This is a genomic window from Acinetobacter sp. YH12108 (genome assembly GCF_013419055.1).
Taxonomy (GTDB): domain Bacteria; phylum Pseudomonadota; class Gammaproteobacteria; order Pseudomonadales; family Moraxellaceae; genus Acinetobacter.
The window spans coordinates 52698-70998 of the sequence record NZ_VPAW01000018.1 but is presented as its reverse complement, the minus strand read 5'-3'; the positions used below and the strand labels follow the sequence as shown (position 1 = coordinate 70998).

The window sequence follows — 18301 nt, the reverse complement described above, 5'->3', positions numbered from 1 at the left end:
AGAATAACTTTCAACTTTTGCCAGTGTTGATCTGTCAGCATGGTACGAGGCATAGCGAATAGTAAAATTGGGTTTGGCGATTTGATTTTACTACTTCGCTATTTTTTTAAGCTAAAAGTGTCAACACGCCCTAATCAAAATATTCCAAATAATTTCGTTCGTTCAAATTTTAATAACTTTTAGTTTAGATTAAACAAAGAAAGATTGATTATTCAAGAAAATAACCCTTCTTTAAAATCAGCATTCAAGTCATGGATATTAAATAATGGAACGACCACATGAATGCACAACCCTATCTGAGCCGTGCTGATAAACGCACCCTCGGACTATCGTCCCTAGGTGGCGCACTGGAATTCTATGATTTTGTCATTTATGTGTTCTACGCCAAACTAATTTCCGAACTGTTCTTTCCAAGTACCCTGAGTCCATTTTGGGCCATGCTGAATACCTATGGCATCTTTGCTGCAGGCTATTTCTTCCGCCCACTCGGTGGTGTGGTGATGGCACATTTTGGGGATCTGATCGGTCGTAAACGTCTATTCAGTCTATCCATCTTGCTGATGGCGCTACCGACCCTCATGATCGGGATCATGCCAACCTTTGAAAGTATTGGTTATGCTGCACCATTACTGCTGCTATTGATGCGTGTTATTCAAGGTATTGCGATTGGCGGTGAAATTCCGGCTGCCTGGACCTTTGTGTCAGAGCATGTGCCAGAACGCCGAATTGGGATTGCCAATGGTTTGCTGACTGCCGGCCTATCGCTCGGGATTCTACTTGGTGCCCTAATGTCGCTATTTATTTCACTTCAGTTCACTGAAGCGGAAATCAAAGACTGGGCTTGGCGCGTTCCTTTCATTCTGGGTGGGATTTTCGGTTTTGTGGCACTGTACCTGCGCAGTTATTTGAAAGAAACTCCAGTCTTTAAAGCCATGCAGGCGAAAAAAGAACTGGCGAAAGAATTACCAGTCAAACAGGTACTATTAAGCCACAAAACTGCTGTAGGCATCGGGATGTTATTTACCTGGTTCCTGACCGGCTGTGTGGTGGTCTTGATTCTGGCGATGCCGAATTTACTGGTGGCCAGTTTTGGCTTCGAACGTGCTGATGCATTCAAGATGCAAAGTGCTGCAATCCTAATGCAAATGCTCGGCTGCATTATCGCTGGTGTACTGGCTGACCGTTTCGGTGCAGGCAAGGTCATTTTACTTGGCTCTATTTTTGTCGCGGCAATGGCCGGGATTTTTTATCACAGTCTGGGTCATGTTGAAGCGTCAACGGTGTTCATGCTTTACATGTTGCTCGGTCTAAGCTCAGGAACCGTGGGCATGGTGTCCTATAGCATGGTGAAAATGTTCCCGGCACAAATCCGTTTCAGCGGAATTTCATTTTCCTATAATCTGGCCTATGCGATTGCAGGTGGAATCACCTTGCCACTGGTGCAATGGTTGAGCCTATATAGCAATATTGGTGCCCTGTACTATATCTGGACCGTTTGTCTAGTGACCCTATTCACTTCCCTGCTTTACCGCAGCAAATTTGAAAAAACAGCTTAAAATAAAAAAGAGCCTGACTTACAGGCTCTTTTTTAAGTGAGAATGTACGAATTTAAGCTTTCAGATTCTTGCGTAGCTCATCTTCCACAATGCTGATCTCGATCTCACTGAATTTACGGATTTCACCTTCGGCATGTTTTTCCAGCATGCCACCGACCAAAGGCACTTTCACATTCACCGTCCAGTTCAACTGGAACTGAATCTGCTGTTCATCACCTGTAACGGCACGCTGACATTTAGCTTCAATCGGCAGATTGGCACCTAGTTCCACGACTGAAGTCATTTCTTCTAGATTGCTAACATCGGTACGCTGCAAGCGAAATGCATCTTTTAGCAGTTTTTTGGCAATATCTGGGATTTTGACATCCAGATTGTAGGCACGTTTCAGGGTATACAGGTGTCCCTGCTTTTCTGAAACCAGAATTTCCATATTTTGAGCAGGGATCCGATGACAAACCGCTTCATGCAAACTGATGTCATTTGCCAGACGTTTAAACTCATCAATCGAAACACCGCGAATAATTGCATTTACGGTAAACTGGTGGGCCATATCTATTTTCCTTATTTTTATTAGGGGTTATGGACTCAAATTAAGTCAAATGAATCATCTGACAGAGAAGATAAGCTATTTAAGTCAATTTTACATCGGCTGTCATTATTTTTTTATTGAGAAAAATTGGCATTGAGGTCAATGTTTCCAGGCAATTTTTGCAGATATACAGGGTCCACAGCTGAGTAAAAGCTGAACTTCACGATACTCAATGACCGCATGAAATTCTTCTGCCCCATCATCTAGGCCGGAAGCATACCAGACCGTACCCGCAGGAAATTTCTTTAACCAGCTGGCCTTATACAAATCAGAAACGGAATCAAACTGTAAATAGTGTTCCGGTTCAGCTTCAACCTGAGTCGCTAAAGCCATAAATTTCTGTAATTGTGCCTGATGAAAATCAATCAGCATGAGGCAGCCCTTCCTTTTGTATGAGGCGATTACATGCCATATAGGTAAGCATAGATGTCATTTACGACTCGTGAGTTTTGACATCATGGCTTAGATCAGATTAAAAATAATATAGATTCACCTCCCCTGATTCAATCCACGTATAAGGATATCCAGTATGCAACAAGGAAAAGTTCAGGTTGAAACCGTGCAGTTTTTGGCAGAAGATGGCTATACCTTAACCGGCAAGCTTTACCGCAGTGAATATGCCAAAGCCAATATTGTCATCGCCTGTGCGACAGGTGTTCCCCAAGCTTTTTACCGGCGCTTTGCCGATTATGCAGCACGAGCAGGTTTTCAGGTACTGACTTTTGATTATCGTGGCGTGGCTGATTCTGCGCCTAAATGTTTAAAGAATTTTAAAATGTCATATCTGGACTGGGGACAATATGATCTCAGCGCTGCGATTGATTATCTCAGCCGAACCGGTCTGGACATTTATATGATTGGCCATTCCTATGGCGGACAGGCCTTGGGATTAAGCAAATATCATGATCGCATTGAAGCAATGTACTGCTTTGGCACCGGTGCTGGCTGGCATGGTTATATGCCTTTAACTGAAAGAATCAAGGTTCAGGTAATCTGGAATATTGTTTTTCCACCGATGGTGGCAGTGACAGGCTATTTGCCATGGAGCCGTTTAAATATGGGCGCTGACTTGCCACGTGATGTTTATCGTCAGTGGCGAAAATGGTGTAAAAATCCGACCTATTTCTTTGCCGATCCTGAATTGAAAGACCTGCATACCCATTATGCCGCGGTAAAAACACCTATTTATGCCGTAGCCGCGCTTGATGATGCCTGGGCCTTACCTGAATCCAGACAAGCCTTTATGCAACATTATCGTCAGGCTCCGTTGCATTATATCAATATTCAGGCAGCTGATTATGGACTCAAGCATATGGGACATATGGGTTATTTCCGTCAGGGCGCAGAACAGCTCTGGGATGAAGTGCTCACCAAGTTCAGCGAATTACATCAACTCAAATATGCAGCTTGATTTTAGTTTCTAGAGCATTTAAGCATTTAGCTGCTTAAGCATAACGTGCCTGTTGAATATCGGTTCTGATTTCCTGACGGTGTTCCTCGCCGAAACGGTCGACATGGGCATAAAATACCCCATAACGGCCGACATAATATTCCAGTGACTGGTCATAAAAATTCCAGAAAATTGACCATTCGCCTAAATCCATCTGACGGATTTGTGTACCGGTATGCATCGGCATCTTACGGAGCAGTTCCTGCTGTAACTGCTCTGCTTCATTGCGGTCCTGAATCTGAACCTGATGCTGGAAAAATAATTGCGCCACGTCATCAAACAGTTCCAGCTCATAGGCATCGACCACATGCAAGGTTTCCTGAGACTCAGATTGACTCTCTTCAGTACTGCTGGAAATCGGGTCCTTTTTTTCGACACGTTTACTCTTTACATAACGCTGGGTTTTATAGATTTTCATGCCGATAAACCAGGCCGCATAAATTATCAGGGCTAGACATGAAAAAATCAGGAATTTAAGAATCATTGATCATCTCGTGTGGTTAATTTTATTTTTATCACGGTCTGCCAATTCTTGATTTGGCGATCTTCTTTCAACTTAACACAAGTCTATTTTTTGTACAGCAAACATGAGGGGTTTTTTTAGATCTTTTCGGATTTTTTCTTCGGTTGAGTCTTATTTCCCAGTATTTAATTTGAAATGAAAATCTAGAATCTTGTTAAAAATTAGAATTAAACCAGAAGGCCAATATTGATCAAGATAAATAAATCAGACAAATCACTACAGAATCGATCATCAACTCTCGGTTCTTTAGCAAATGCACTCAAAAAGCTACACGATTGGTATTTGTTTTTCTGAGCATTTTCCTTCAAATAAAAGGTCCCTCTTTATGGTCGAGTAAATGAATAAAATTATGATTCGTGAAGGGAAGATTCAAGATATACCTCAAATAATTCAGGTCATCCACGACAGTATTCAATCCTGTATTTTGGATCATCAACGTGAAGACAGCGTGATCCAGCGCTGGCTGGAGCAGTTTAATCACGCCCAGTTAATTGTGGAAATGCTTTATAACGACTGCTGGGTGTATATTTTAAATGATCAGATTGTCGGCTTTTTGCTGGTCAGTGACACTGGAGAAATCCTGATGCACTATGTGGCTGCACGTTTCCAGCGACTCGGCTTTGGCACCCAGCTTTTTGATCAGATGCACAAATCCTTAGTGCGTAAAAATATCCATAAAATTAAAGTCCAATCGACTCAAACGGCTTTAAGTTATTATCAAAAAAATGGATTTTTCTCACCGAATTCTCAATCGGAAAATGAAGAAAATTATCATTTATATAAATACGCTTTTTAAAATTAAAAATTTTTCATGCCATTTTAAGTTGATCTCGCCCTGCCTGCTTAGCCGCATATAACTGTACATCTGCCGCTTTCATCAGTGCATGAATATCTGGATAGAGATGTGCTTGATCCATCCAAGAAATGCCCATACTAACCGTGACATAGGATTTATCATCTGTGCGATTTAAATGTTCAAATTGCTGTTCGCGAATCTTGATTAAGACTTTTTCCAGAGATTGAAATGCTGCCTGGACAGGTACATCAGTAAGTAGAATCGCAAATTCTTCTCCACCATAACGGGCTAAATACGCGGATTCGGGGAGTACCGTCTGAATGACCTTGACCAGATTCTGTAAAATTTCATCTCCTTTTAAGTGCCCATAATAATCATTGTAGTTTTTAAAATAGTCGACATCGAGCATGGCAAAAATCAGTGTACTGTGTGGATGTTGCTGACAGTATAAAAACTGCTGCTGGATTTGGTCATTTAAAGCACGGCGGTTAAAGGCACCCGTCAAAGCATCAATATTCACCTGATGTTCGAGTTTGGCATTCAGTTCACGTAATTGCTCGGTACGTGCTTTGACTTTCTGATCGAGTGAATTATTTAACTCTTTCAGATTCATATTCAACTGCTCTGTCGCATAGGTTTGATGGGCATAATTTTGCGACTGCTGAAACATGATGATCACGGCATACAGACTGGTCGAGATAAAAGACAGATGCACACTTTCAATCACATTGATCAGCAATAAATAGTCATTTATAAAGGTCAGGCATAGAAAAATGACCGCATAGAGAGTCAAGCGCGAATAATTGTCTTTATGATGTAAAGTCTGATAAAAGCCATAGATAAAATTGACCACCACGACTATCCCGAAAATCGCACTATACAAGGCCAGACGTTGAAAATTTTCCGGATCGGTCAACAGGGTTACGACACAGTTCAGTAGTAAAAGTCCTGCGGCAACACTATAAATAAATCGATGCAAATAGCGCTGATTAAACAGGTACATATAACTGAGGAAAAATAGAATCGCCAGGAAAGTGAACAGATATTCTAGGCGTGTTCCCCATAGCCAACCGAGCTTAGTCACGATCGAATAGGCATACGGCGCTGCAAAAAAGTTATGCAGGGCCAGAAAAATAATGAACAGGCCAAAGATAAAAATACTTTTGCTATTGCGTTCGGTTGAACCCCTGAACATCGAAAAAAGAATCGTAAAAAAACCCACCCCAAGCACCAGTCCACAGACTATACTGATGCTCATCATAAGCTGCTGATACTGACGGTTAATAGTTCCGGCTGTTCCAATGCGTATAGGCTGTTCAATCCCGCCATGCAGATGGGTATAGTTTGAGGCCTGAATACTCATGGTGAAATATTCACTCTCAGGAACAAAATAACCGATTCGAGGAGCCCTTTCATTTCTCTGCTCTTCCGCTGTTTTCGCAATTTCCCCATGCCGCAGAATAAATTTTCCATCGATATAGATTCGATAGGCACCATATTCAGCCGGAATATGCACGGCGATCCGACGTCCGATAAATTCTGATGGAATTTTGAAATGTCCGATAAAGGTTCCATAGCCAATATTTGAACCGGTCAGGTCTTTAAATGAAGCGGGTAATTGAACCTCTTGCGGAGTAAGTACGGAACTTGGTTCAGTAATAAACTGGTTTGGATAAAACTGCCAATTTTGGGGCAATTGGCTACTATGATCTTCAGTAAAGTGAATTTCGGAAATATGCGGTTGACTGTGCTGCGTGACAGAGGAAGATTCAAGAGATGCCTGGGCGAAAACTGGAATCATCACTAATAGGACCCAGCTAATGCTCCAAATCAATATTACAGAATAGACATTCCTTATCATGTTTTGCAAAGACAGTATTTTCCTGAAAAGTGCTTTATTCTTCTTATAATCTACGTCGAATAGCAGGGAGTGCAAAGCTTTTTTTGTAGCTCATCGGATGAAGTCCATCTAGCTATGACTTCACCCGTTCAACATTCACTCATCACAATGAATGAAGCTTATTTCAGTGAATCAATCACGTGTTTTAACATCATACAGTTCGATTTCAAAAATCAGGTTTGAATTGGCCGGGATGATATTTCCCATTTTACGTTCACCATAAGCCAAATGAGCAGGCACAATTAGTTTACGCTTACCGCCCACTTTCATACCGATAATCCCTTGATCCCAGCCCTTGATCACACGGCCAGTGCCAATCACGGTTTCAAAATAGTTACCACGATCCAGTGATGAGTCAAACTTGGTGCCATCTTCTAGCCAGCCAGTATAGTGAGTCGTAATAAGCGCGCCCTTAACCGCTTCTTTACCTTCACCCACTTTCAAATCAATAATTTCTAGCTCTTTGGTCATGACCAATATCCTTTCTCTGGCAAATACGCATAGTATAAACGGGATTAGACAGAATTCCTTTAGCTTTGAGGCTTAAAGGATTAAAAGCTGAGTTCCTGGATATTTGAATCATTCAGTAAATAGTTAGTCAATTTTTTATGATTTTCGGCGGAGCCAATTAAAATCCAGCGTCCACTAATACGGTGTTCCGTTTTATGCTGCACACTGCGAACGACTTTCATATTATAAGTTTTAAATAATTCTTCGTATTGCTCTAAGGTTTTACGTTGATAAGGACAGATAATTCGGTAGGTTCGTGCTTGACTTAAAGTTTCTATTCCCTCTTGGACATAGATCAGAAAAATCAGCACGATTAATACAATAAAAGTAGCAAACAGACTCAGCCATTCATAACCCGCGCCAGCTGCCATGCCCAGTGCTGCTGTCATCCAGATGGTTGTCGCTGTCGTAATGCCTGAAATCCGGTTTTCATCTTTAAAGATAACTCCCGCACCAACAAAGCCCAAGCCAGTAAGGATATTGGCTGCAATCCGATCCTGACTATCCAGACCAATTTTGATTGACATAATCGTGAACAAGCAGGAACTCAGACTGACCATGATCATAGTCCGCAAACCGGCAGACTTACTGCGATATTCGCGTTCTGCACCAATAATTGCACCAATACCGAGGGCAATGAGCAAACGATAAAGATCCGGATGCATATATTTATCCCTGTTTCATTTTTATTATTGTCAGGTATACGCAATTTCTGAATCAGGATACAAGCCGAGACTTGCATCCTTATTGGCTGTTATTGTAACTGTTCCCATTCAATTACAGCTTGGGCCTGATCACCGATCAAGGTCCATTCGCCATCCATGACATTCAGTTGCAGCTGCATGGTACGTTCACATAACTGTTGTACCGCTTCAGTGCTGGCGGTCGAGATTTTCCAGACCTCAACATTTGACAGCGTTTTCAGTTTGGAATTACGTTTATACCATTCATCAACTGAAGAACCATAAGCAACTACTGCGACCTGTTTGCAACGTGCGCTGGCTTTCTTGACTTTATCTTCGTCAGGACAACCCACTTCGATCCATTTCAATAATTGGCCAGTCAGGTCTTTTTCCCACAGCGCTGGCTCATCAGTCTCAAACAGATCCTTGGTAAATTCAAGCGCCTCGCCAGCAAAACGTGCATAAGCCAAAATACGTACCATCAAACGTTCAATGGTTTCCGAAGGATGCAGCGCCATCGTCAACTGATAGTCTTCATAACGATGGGTATCCATATCGGCAACGTTCAAATCTGCCTTATAAATTGTCGCTTTTAACGCCATAATACAATCCTCAAATTTGGCGCCTAGCATATAAGATTTATTGCATTTTTGCTGAACAGATTTCATCTTATCCAGCTATTTTCAACACGCAGATTCGAAGTTATTTTTCCTGAACAATCCGGCATTGCATTAAGGCGGTTTCAAATTCCAGCCAGTCACGTGAGGTCTGGTAAATCACTTCTACCCGGTTATCAATGCCTTCTTCGGCAGACTGATAATTAAACTGATCAGGATTGAAATTAAAGCTTTTCCAGCCCTGATTGGTATTAAAAATCCCTTTGATTCTAAGCCAATCCTGCTGCTCACAAAGCAGATCCAGCAGATCATAAAAATCAAACTGCCAGCGTTTTGGCAATTTCCAACCTGCTACCTGATAGCCTTGTGCACTTTCAACATAATGATAAGGCAACTGATGTACGACAGCCGGCACCTCTCCCAACACTTGGCGCTGTTGCTTGAGCAGTGGCTGAATCTGACGTGAAGTACCCTGATAATCCTGTTTGATTTGCTCAATATCCAGCTGTCCGTTTTCTATCATCAGCCAGTACTGGGCATATGGCTGATACTCAGACTTGAGTTCAGTTAAAGCAGCATGATCAGTTTCAGTCATCAAATCAGCATGGGAAATAACCACGATATTGGCAACTTTCAGCTGATCCGCATACAGGTTCTGATGCGTCCAGTCCCGATCATGTAAACGTGAGCCATCGACTACCGTGACCAAAAATTGCATCTTTAAATGGCTTTGCCAATGCGGTTCGGTGAGCTGTTCCAGCAGTTGCCCGGGATGTCCGAGTCCTGTAGGCTCAATAAACAGTCGGTCCGGTTTGGTTTCTGACAATAGCCGGGATAAAGCAATCTGCATCGGCAACTGACTGCTACAACATAAACAGCCACCCAGCAATTCTTTTACTGCATAGCCCTGATCCTGAGGTAATAACTGCTGGTCAACGCCAATCTGACCAAATTCATTCATCAGCACAGCCCAGACTTCTTGCTCCGGTTTCTGGCTCAGTAAATATTTTAATAAAGTGGTTTTACCGGCACCTAAAAATCCGGAAATGATGTGTACAGGAATAGGCTGCTGAGCGGCAAGAACTTTCAAAATTGATTCTCTCTCAAAGATAGAATTAGAATGAGTAAACCTGACTATTATAGAACACTGGACTCTTGCAAAAATGTTCATTCTTGGATGATTAGATTCTATTTATCTCGGTTCAAATAAAAATAACAGTCTGTAGTAAGTACTTTTTAACCGTTAACTAGTTCACTTAAACGCTATATTTGAAATATTTACACACATTTCCAGCTAACAATTTCCTATACATTTAACAGAAGAAAACAAATTTCCAATGATTGTATTTGCTTGGTTAACAGCTTCGTGCGGCTTTTGTTAATTGCTTTGCTCCATAAAATTTTCATGCTTAGGATGAATTCCTGCCGGATTGATGTGATGGTCATTCGGCAGTTTATAAATGTAATAAAAAGGATGCTCAACATGAAATATGCACAAATCTTACTTGCAACAACGCTTACTGCAGCCGCAGCTACCAGTTTTGCAGCAAACAATACCACTGACACGAAGACCACTGAGGAACAGAAAGTCACTGTGACAACTCAGGAACTTCCTGCAACGAATAACCCAAATCCAAATGTAACCACGGCTGGACCTGCTGACCAGCCTGCTGCGTCTGAAGCTGCTACAGAAGACAAAGATGGTAAAAAAACGACTAAGTCGACATCGAATCGTTAATCAGGTTTAAAGCAACATCTCGTGCAGTAAATCTCCAGTAGGTTCGACCTGTGCTGCCGGATGTAGACTGAGGCTGAATCATGCAACTGCGTGATTCAGCTTTTTTATACCTTATAGGCTATTCACTATAGCCAGAAATGATCATAGGATTCATTCATCTTATGAATAAATTTAAACATTATTATTTATTATCAATAACTTATTAAAATAAAATTCTTTTCAACCAAATCTTTTTGATAGACATGACCTACTATGGACTAGCTTGTTTAGCGCTATTGATTGTTCCTTAATAGTCTCAATCCTGAATTGATGGAATGGACATTCGCGATGAGCAATACAAATTACACCACTGAAGTGGCGATTTTGGGGGCCGGCCCGGTAGGTTTAACAATTGCCAACTATTTAAGCAAACAGGGTGTACAGGTCACTGTGGTTGAACAGCTAGATAGTCTGATCGATTATCCGCGTGCCATCGGCATTGATGATGAATCCTTGCGTACCATTCAATCTTTGGGACTGGTTGATCAGGTCTTGCCGCATACTACCCCGAATCATGCCATGCGCTTCCTGACACCCAAAGGCCGTTGCTTCGCAGACATTCAGCCACTGACTCGTGAATTTGGTTTCTCCCGCCGTAATGCTTTCATTCAGCCACAAGTAGATAACGTTCTGCTAGAAGGCCTCAAACAATATAAAAAAACTGAAGTACTTTTCTCTCGCCATCTGACACATTTCAGCCAGGATGCTGAGGGTGTAACTTTAAATGTTCAGACTAAAAATGGCAGCTTAGAAACCATTCGTGCGCAATACCTGATTGCCTGTGATGGTGGAAACTCTTATGTACGCCGTACCCTCAACATTCCATTCGAAGGTGAAACTGCGCCAAACCAGTGGATCGTGATTGATATCGATAATGACCCATTGGCAACCCCACATATTTATCTATGCTGTGACCCGGTGCGTCCTTATGTATCAGCTGCCCTGCCGCATGGCATTCGCCGCTTCGAATTCATGGTCATGCCAGGCGAAACTCAGGAAGAACTCAGCAAACCAGAAAATATTGCCAAACTACTATCTAAAGTTTTACCGAATACCGATGGAATCGAAGTGATTCGTCAACGTGTCTATACCCACAATGCACGTATTGCAGATAAGTTCCGTGCTGACCGTATCCTGCTTGCTGGTGATGCTGCGCACATCATGCCGGTATGGCAAGGCCAAGGCTATAACAGCGGTATGCGTGATGCCTTTAACCTGGCCTGGAAAGTCGCATTGGTGATCCAGGGTAAAGCAAGCCATGAATTACTGGACTCTTACCAGGTAGAACGTAAGGATCATGCCAAGGCGATGATCGATCTTTCAGTCATGGCAGGCCACGTCCTTGCTCCACCAAAAAAATGGCAAGGCTTTGTTCGTGACGGTATTGCTTACGCATTGAACTATATCAAGCCAATCAAACAGTACCTGCTGGAAATGCGCTTTAAGCCTATGCCGAAGTATCATGATGGTGCCCTGCTGGCCAATACTCAGAAAGACTCTCCAGTCGGCAAGATGTTCATTCAGCCGCAGGTGAAACTGGAGTCTGATGAAACTGTATTGCTGGATGAAGTGATTGGCAATGACTTTGCCATCATTGCTTGGGGGGTGGATCCGAAATGGGGCTTAAGCAAGCAAACGATACAACAGTGGAAAAAACTTGGCGTAAAATTTATCCAGGTTATTCCTACAGTTCAATTGTCTAATCAACATCGTAAGCAATACGAAGATGTGATCACCATTGGTGATATCGGTACGGACATTCGTACCTGGTTCGGCAAGACCAAGGACTCTATCGTCATCCTGCGTCCAGACCGCTTCGTGGCAGCCTTAGCGATTCCTCAATCTATAGAAAGCACAAGTCAGGCGCTATTTAACAAGCTCCATGTCAAATAATTGACCTCAGTCAAAAAAACCACGCTACGGCGTGGTTTTTATTTATAGATGAACATAGAAGCTAAGTTCGGTATTGCTCAAACCATGAAATATCTTTGAGAGAATCACGACGTGCCATTTGCTGTAGGAAAGGTTTAAATTCTTCCAACGGCGGCAAAATTTTGGTACTAATTGCGAAGATCAGACAATAGGCCACATATAGATCTGCAGCAGAAACTTTTTCACCTAAAAGATAAGGCTTGGCCTGCGACAAACCTCGTTTAAAAAAATCAAATACCGCGGCTTCGTTACCAAAACTTAAACTGGTTCGGACCTTTTCAATCTGTTCTTGAGATACTTGTAAATTTTTTACATCAATATATTCAGTCAGTGGCCCATGACAGAAGAAAATCCATTTTAAATAAGTACCACGCTTGGGATCATCTAAAGCGGGTGCCAATCCTTTGTCCTGATACTTATCTGCCAGATAGATGATAATAGCCGCCATTTCTGAAATTACGACGCCTTGATCAACCAGACAGGGAACTTTACCCATCGGATTGATCTGAAGATATTCAGGCTGATGCATATCTTTAAAAGGAACTTCCACCTGCTCAAGCTGGTCTTCAATCTGTAGTTCTTTAAGGATAGGCAGCAAGGTCATGCCGCGTGACTGAGGGTTGTTATAGAGCTTCATCATTCTGCTTCAACCGATTTCTTATTTTTTGAATTTCAGTATAAAGCGATTTTCTTCTTCGATTAAAAAGCATGTGCTACAGATCATTTCTGTAGCACATTTCATTTATGGAAAATCAATAGTTTACTTAAAAAGGTCTACACAAAACTTTTCTTTGAGCACTTTCAGAATCAGTTCAATCGCAGGATGCTGGTTATTTTTACGGTAACTGACATAGAGAGCAATCATCGGTAAAGGTTCCAGCGTTTTCTTCACCACAATATTATCGCCGAGTAAAGGAATCACATAGGCTGGTACCAGACTCCAGCCAACCCCCATGCCGACCAGATTGACATTCAGCAGAATATTGGTGGAATACTGCACCACATTCACGTTCAGTTTCGACTGCCTAAAGAAATCATCAATAATCTTATGCAGCTGTGGTGAGGCTTGTTCATCACTAATCACAAAGTCCTGATTTTCAAACTTCTTGATGCTGACATAGGGCATTTCTGCGACCGGAGAATTTTTCGGCACAATCAGCGTCAGTGGCTCATCAAAAATCTGAACGGACTCAAACTCATCCGACTGATCTCGGTAGCGGGTAAAGGCAATATCAATACTGCCCTGTCTCAGCGCGCTAAACTGTTCTGCATCGGTCAGGCTATGAAACAGTGCTTTCAGTTCAGGAAAATGTGCACGGATATTCGGCATGATATAAGGAAAAATTTTCATTTCCGCGACCGGTACGAAGCCGATATTCAGCTGACCCTTATGTGCATGGGCGATCTGACGGGCTGCCTGCACGGCACGTTCCGCATGTTCTAAGCTCAACAGAGCTTCCTTTAGAAAAGCCTGTCCAGCCTCGGTCAGCTCAACCTTGCGGTTATTCCGCTCCAGCAATTGCGCATCTACTTCACGCTCCAGATCCTTAATCTGCTGACTGAGTGAAGGCTGAACAGTATTCAGTTTTTCAGCTGCCCGAGTGAAATTCAGCTCTTCAGCCACTGTAACAAAATAGCGTAAATGTCTTAATTCCATTTTATTCTTCCGGTAAGGATGCTGAAGTCGAAGGTCGCTTCCTGGCCACATATTGACGGTAGATCAATAAAGTGAAAATCACCATCACTGCACAGAACATATAGGTCTTTTCAAAACCGTATTGCGCAATGATCATACCCATCACTACTGAACCCACTGCCAGTCCAATATCAAACAGGGTAAAAAAGGTAGAAATTGCATGGCCCATACGCTGTTTTTCGACAGATTGAATCGCTAGAGTTTGTAAACATGGAAATAATGAACCGTAACCAATTCCGATAAATACCGCAGACAACCACATAGTCCATTGGCTGGACATGACACTGACAATCATCATGCCAATCGCAAAGAAAATAAAGGAAGGATAGATAACTGCACTTGGTCCTTTACGGTCGTAAATTTTGCCCACCCAAGGCCGTACCAACAACATTGAGGCCGCAAAAACAATAAAGAAGATGCCGGTATAAGCCAGTAGTTGCTTGGTTTCACTAAAGGGCGTGATAAAACTCATGATACTGGAGTAAGCAAAAGCCGTGAGCAGTGCCACAAAACTCACCGCCAGCACTTTGACTTCAATAATGTCATGCAGGCTGAATTTTGATTTTTCGACCACTGTAGCTTGAGGTTTTGCTAATTCGGTAATTTTCAGCATGAAGGAAAAGATCAAGCCGATAGAGATAATCACGGCAAGCAAGCCAAACAGCACTTTAAAGCTGGTGAACTGAACTACGGTTAAGGCCAGTAATGGACCAAATACCACACCCAGATTAGTCGACATGACAAAATAGCCCATGCCCTCACCCTTACGAGATTCCGGAATAAACTCATTTGCAACGGGAACGGTGACCGTCGTCAGTATGCTGAACCAGATCCCATGTAAGAAACGCACTGCCAATAATGACCACATGCTATCGACCAGCAGATAACTAAAGGAAAATAAGGCAAAAATAACTCCGGCTCCGCGCATTGCCAATTTCTTGCCGAGTTTCTCGATGATCATGCCAGAAAAAGGTCGAACGGCGATGGATGAAACTAAGAACAGGGTCAAAGCCAAACCTGCTTCTTTGACTGATCCGCCCAGATCTTTCATGATATAAACCGGCAGAATGGTCAGTAAGGCAAAGTAATAGACAAACAGGAACAGATTGTTCAATAAACACAGAATAAAGGAGCGATTCCATAAGCGCTCAGGAATAGCAGACATAACACGCAACTTTTAAAAACAAATTTAAGAACTGACTAAACTCAGGGAGAAATCAAAGCTGGGCTTAAGGCCAGATCTACCAGATTCTGGATATATTGATCATCCGGCATGCGGTTGAAGAAAATGATCTGGTAATGAATCGGCCCGTATAAGGTGTCCAGCATCAGATCAAAAGGATAATCCGCACGTAATTCCCCACGCTCGATGGCCTGTTGAATCAGTTGATGAGTCTGCTTTCGACGTGGTAACAGATATTGCTGAAAAAAATCTGTAGCCAGTTCCCGATAATTGGCCATAACGACCAGCAAAGCACGGCCTACCGGATGATTAAGTGCCTGAACCAACAGAGTTAGCTGTTGAACCAGATTACTGCGCAGGCTTTGTGAAGCATCCAGTTCAAATACCCCTGCTGTGCGCTGCTTAAACGCATCTAGTACCAGTTCAGATTTATGTTTCCACCAGCGGTAAATCGTAGATTTGCCAACCCCTGCCCGTGCAGCCACATCTTCAATGGTTAGCTGATGATATTCACCTTCTGCCAGTGCATCCGAAACCGCCTGCAGAATACTGTGCTGACGCCGTGAACATTTTTCTTCTTCACTCATGCTTAAAACCAAAAAACAAAACGATACGTATCGTTTCATTTTAGATTAAAAAAGAAGCTTAAGCCAGAGTTAAATGAATTTTATAGGCAAAAAAAAGACCTCTCATTGAAGGTCTTTTTAATAAGCAAATTAAGTTTAGTTCTTAGCTATGCGCTGATTTTTTATAGATACTGCATGAAGGATGATGATTTTCCTGCAGACGGGCAACTTTACGTTGTTCAGCTGCTTCAAAACGGCAACGTTTCCAGTCATTGTCCAGATTCAGCGGTGGAATCTGTTTAGGCTTACCATTTTCATCAACAGCGACCATCGTGAAGTAGCAACTATTGGTATGGCGTACAGTACGTTTCTGAATATTTTGCGCTTCTACACGAATGCCAATTTCCATTGAAGTACGACCTACATGGTTCACACTTGCCAGGAAAGTCACCAGCTCACCCACATGAATCGGTTCTTTGAAATTTACTTTGTCTACAGACAGGGTTACGACATAACTACCCGAATAGCGACTCGCACAAGCATAAGCAACCTGGTCCAATAATTTCAGAATTGTTCCACCATGTACATTTCCTGAAAAGTTCGCCATATCTGGCGTCATAAGGACCGACATCGTTAACTCTGACTGGTCATCCGATGCTGTTGCAATTTGATCTAAAGGGGCCATCGTTTTCTCTGAACTCTTTGAATGACAATGATATAGACCATTATTATAGCGTTTTTGACCTAAATAAAATGTTCAATTCGGCAAATAAAACATCATAATTCTTGATATGAAATTTTTCTTCATACAAAAAAAAAGATATTTCTCTAAGGATTCATAGAAATCATCGGAAAGTTATTTTCAGTAACTATAAAATAAACAGGAATTTATCCACTAAATTATTTTCTTGAATCAATGCACTGTGATGAAGAGATTTTCCATTAAGCATGCAAAACTCGGTTTAAGAAAACTGCATGCATTAACAAAAAATAACCTCGAATTAAGCAGGCACCTGTCTCAACATTTCTCGCGCCACATTCTCATAACTTAAAGTCTGCTGGCCATGCAATATCGTTTCAACGGTAAAAGAACCATCGGGATGAACTTTAGTTACAGTAAAAATCGTATTTTCAAACTGAGCTAATGTGACTTGCTGGCCAATTTCGATGTGATTCATATGGCTTTTACATTTATTAATCTGTCGATTTTTATTCTGTCATGATCTTCTAAGCTTTTGAACAGTTGTTTAACTTAAGTCTGTGAATAATTTTGTTAAAATCAAAAAATAGCCTTAAAATATTTTCATAAAATCACTATATTTTTATAATTCAAAGATTTATTTCCCATTAAAACTTGGGCTTTAAGTGACTTTCAATAGGTAGAAAACATCAGCTCATCTCTAAAAACGATGAGCAAAAATGAGCCGCTTTTCACCTATATGAGGAAAGTGGTGAATATCTTTATACATCTATTTGAAAAATAAATATTTTATTCAAAATCTTAGAACAAACTATTGTTGCTGAGCCAAGAGCAATGGAATCTGATGACCTTGGCTATAATTATGCTTCTGATAGACCTGAGCAATTTCTGGTAGCTTGAGTTTAGCCGCCTCAATCCCAGCATCCATGGTCAATTCCCTGCCACGCACATCAAAGATATGACCTTTTTCGCGTAAGTCTGGCTGAATCACCACATCGGCGTATTGCAGTTCTTCAGAAGCTAAACGTTGCTGCATGATATTAATATTCTGGTTGAATAAGCCCCAGACATTGGTGGTTTCGGTATGGATCGGCTGCGCCAGAATATCGACAGCAATCACAATATCAGCGCCCAACTCACGAGCCACTTTGACCGGCACCGGACTGACCAGCCCTCCATCCACATATTCTTTTTTCTGGATAACAGTCGGAATAAACATGCTTGGAATAGAAACGGATGCACGCACTGCCTGACCGGTATTACCATAATTAAAAACTACGCGCTTGCCCTCTTTCAAGGCTGTGGCTACCACAAACATCGGGATTTTCATGGCTTGCAGAGGTGTCTGATCGACCTGTAAATTCACATAATTTTCAACTTTTTTGCCATCAAAAAAGCCTTTACGGTCCAGCTTGATGTCGCGGACGTCAGTTGCTTTCATGCTTAATGCAATATTACGCAGTTCAATCGCTGGTTTACCACTGGCATAAATGGAACCTACGATACTGCCAGCACTGGTTCCCACAATAAAGTCAGGTTGTATGCCTGCCTGCTCCAACACTTCAATCGCACCGATATGCGCATAGCCACGCGCACCGCCACTGCCAAGAACCAGTGCTATCACTGGACGGTTTTCTGTTTGCTTGATCTTACGGAAATTGATCTGATTTGGACGCGCCTGGGCTTCTGCTACTGAACTGGCAGATTTAATATGACTAGAGTTAGATGGATTAAAACTAGATGTCGTTTGGCAGCCGCTCAGACCTACCATTGTCATCGCCAATATACTCAGTACATATTTCTGCATGCAGAGCACGTCCTCA

At 42.0% G+C, this 18301-nt stretch carries 20 protein-coding genes; 5 read left to right on the top strand and 15 right to left on the bottom strand.

Annotated elements, in window-relative coordinates; translation table 11 throughout:
• The first annotated feature begins 278 nt into the window (after positions 1–278).
• On the top strand, positions 279–1556 hold the full coding sequence (locus tag FTU46_RS12130) for an MFS transporter (protein ID WP_180105068.1): 1278 nt from the start codon (positions 279–281) through the stop codon (positions 1554–1556).
• A gap of 52 nt (positions 1557–1608) precedes the next feature.
• Here FTU46_RS12130 and FTU46_RS12125 read toward each other — a convergent pair whose 3' ends face one another.
• Complete coding sequence (locus FTU46_RS12125; protein ID WP_005236909.1) at positions 1609–2106, bottom strand: DUF2505 family protein; 498 nt, start codon at positions 2104–2106, stop codon at positions 1609–1611.
• A gap of 138 nt (positions 2107–2244) precedes the next feature.
• Entirely contained in the window at positions 2245–2517 is a 273-nt protein-coding gene (locus FTU46_RS12120; RefSeq protein WP_180105067.1) for a hypothetical protein, read from the bottom strand.
• 157 nt (positions 2518–2674) lie between these two features.
• Here FTU46_RS12120 and FTU46_RS12115 point away from each other — a divergent pair, with 157 nt between their 5' ends.
• The gene (locus FTU46_RS12115; protein WP_180105066.1) at positions 2675–3556 is read left to right on the top strand and encodes an alpha/beta fold hydrolase; all 882 of its coding nucleotides are present in this window, start codon (positions 2675–2677) and stop codon (positions 3554–3556) included.
• A gap of 34 nt (positions 3557–3590) precedes the next feature.
• Here FTU46_RS12115 and FTU46_RS12110 read toward each other — a convergent pair whose 3' ends face one another.
• Positions 3591–4076, bottom strand: coding sequence for a hypothetical protein (locus FTU46_RS12110; protein ID WP_159123411.1), 486 nt, complete (start codon positions 4074–4076; stop codon positions 3591–3593).
• Between the two features lie 391 nt (positions 4077–4467).
• Between FTU46_RS12110 and FTU46_RS12105 the strand changes: the two genes are divergently transcribed.
• Positions 4468–4914: a GNAT family N-acetyltransferase gene (locus tag FTU46_RS12105; protein ID WP_159123410.1), complete on the top strand. Its 447-nt coding sequence runs from the start codon at positions 4468–4470 to the stop codon at positions 4912–4914.
• A gap of 13 nt (positions 4915–4927) precedes the next feature.
• Here the strand turns inward: FTU46_RS12105 and FTU46_RS12100 are convergent, their stop codons facing one another.
• From FTU46_RS12100 to FTU46_RS12080, 5 genes are all read right to left on the bottom strand, one after another.
• Positions 4928–6715: a diguanylate cyclase domain-containing protein gene (locus FTU46_RS12100; protein ID WP_252720836.1), complete on the bottom strand. Its 1788-nt coding sequence runs from the start codon at positions 6713–6715 to the stop codon at positions 4928–4930.
• 231 nt (positions 6716–6946) lie between these two features.
• Positions 6947–7285 (bottom strand): FKBP-type peptidyl-prolyl cis-trans isomerase, encoded by a 339-nt coding sequence (locus FTU46_RS12095; RefSeq protein ID WP_159123393.1) that lies wholly within the window; start codon positions 7283–7285, stop codon positions 6947–6949.
• Positions 7286–7365: 80 nt separating this feature from the next.
• Positions 7366–7989 carry an MgtC/SapB family protein gene (locus FTU46_RS12090; RefSeq protein WP_103799665.1) on the bottom strand — a complete coding sequence of 208 codons (624 nt, stop codon included), beginning with the start codon at positions 7987–7989 and terminating at the stop codon, positions 7366–7368.
• A gap of 89 nt (positions 7990–8078) precedes the next feature.
• Positions 8079–8609 (bottom strand): YaeQ family protein, encoded by a 531-nt coding sequence (locus tag FTU46_RS12085; protein WP_103799664.1) that lies wholly within the window; start codon positions 8607–8609, stop codon positions 8079–8081.
• Positions 8610–8709: 100 nt separating this feature from the next.
• Positions 8710–9714: a GTP-binding protein gene (locus FTU46_RS12080; protein WP_180105065.1), complete on the bottom strand. Its 1005-nt coding sequence runs from the start codon at positions 9712–9714 to the stop codon at positions 8710–8712.
• 393 nt (positions 9715–10107) lie between these two features.
• Between FTU46_RS12080 and FTU46_RS12075 the strand changes: the two genes are divergently transcribed.
• Positions 10108–10362, top strand: coding sequence for a hypothetical protein (locus FTU46_RS12075; protein ID WP_180105064.1), 255 nt, complete (start codon positions 10108–10110; stop codon positions 10360–10362).
• 327 nt (positions 10363–10689) lie between these two features.
• Positions 10690–12294 carry a bifunctional 3-(3-hydroxy-phenyl)propionate/3-hydroxycinnamic acid hydroxylase gene (locus FTU46_RS12070; protein WP_179992628.1) on the top strand — a complete coding sequence of 535 codons (1605 nt, stop codon included), beginning with the start codon at positions 10690–10692 and terminating at the stop codon, positions 12292–12294.
• 61 nt (positions 12295–12355) lie between these two features.
• Here FTU46_RS12070 and FTU46_RS12065 read toward each other — a convergent pair whose 3' ends face one another.
• The 7 genes from FTU46_RS12065 to FTU46_RS12035 all read right to left on the bottom strand — a co-directional run bounded on the left by FTU46_RS12065 (position 12356) and on the right by FTU46_RS12035 (position 18285).
• Positions 12356–12970: a glutathione S-transferase family protein gene (locus FTU46_RS12065; protein WP_171505579.1), complete on the bottom strand. Its 615-nt coding sequence runs from the start codon at positions 12968–12970 to the stop codon at positions 12356–12358.
• Positions 12971–13093: 123 nt separating this feature from the next.
• Complete coding sequence (locus FTU46_RS12060; protein ID WP_159123387.1) at positions 13094–13990, bottom strand: LysR substrate-binding domain-containing protein; 897 nt, start codon at positions 13988–13990, stop codon at positions 13094–13096.
• Position 13991: 1 nt separating this feature from the next.
• On the bottom strand, positions 13992–15194 hold the full coding sequence (locus tag FTU46_RS12055) for an MFS transporter (protein ID WP_180105063.1): 1203 nt from the start codon (positions 15192–15194) through the stop codon (positions 13992–13994).
• A 41-nt stretch (positions 15195–15235) separates the two neighbouring features.
• Complete coding sequence (locus tag FTU46_RS12050) at positions 15236–15799, bottom strand: TetR/AcrR family transcriptional regulator (RefSeq protein WP_159123385.1); 564 nt, start codon at positions 15797–15799, stop codon at positions 15236–15238.
• A gap of 142 nt (positions 15800–15941) precedes the next feature.
• Positions 15942–16463: an acyl-CoA thioesterase gene (locus FTU46_RS12045; RefSeq protein WP_004784949.1), complete on the bottom strand. Its 522-nt coding sequence runs from the start codon at positions 16461–16463 to the stop codon at positions 15942–15944.
• A 316-nt stretch (positions 16464–16779) separates the two neighbouring features.
• A complete protein-coding gene (locus FTU46_RS12040) occupies positions 16780–16956 on the bottom strand; it encodes a hypothetical protein (protein ID WP_162835329.1) in 177 nt (58 codons plus the stop codon).
• A 333-nt stretch (positions 16957–17289) separates the two neighbouring features.
• Positions 17290–18285 (bottom strand): patatin-like phospholipase family protein, encoded by a 996-nt coding sequence (locus FTU46_RS12035; RefSeq protein ID WP_180105062.1) that lies wholly within the window; start codon positions 18283–18285, stop codon positions 17290–17292.
• Positions 18286–18301 lie beyond the last annotated feature (16 nt).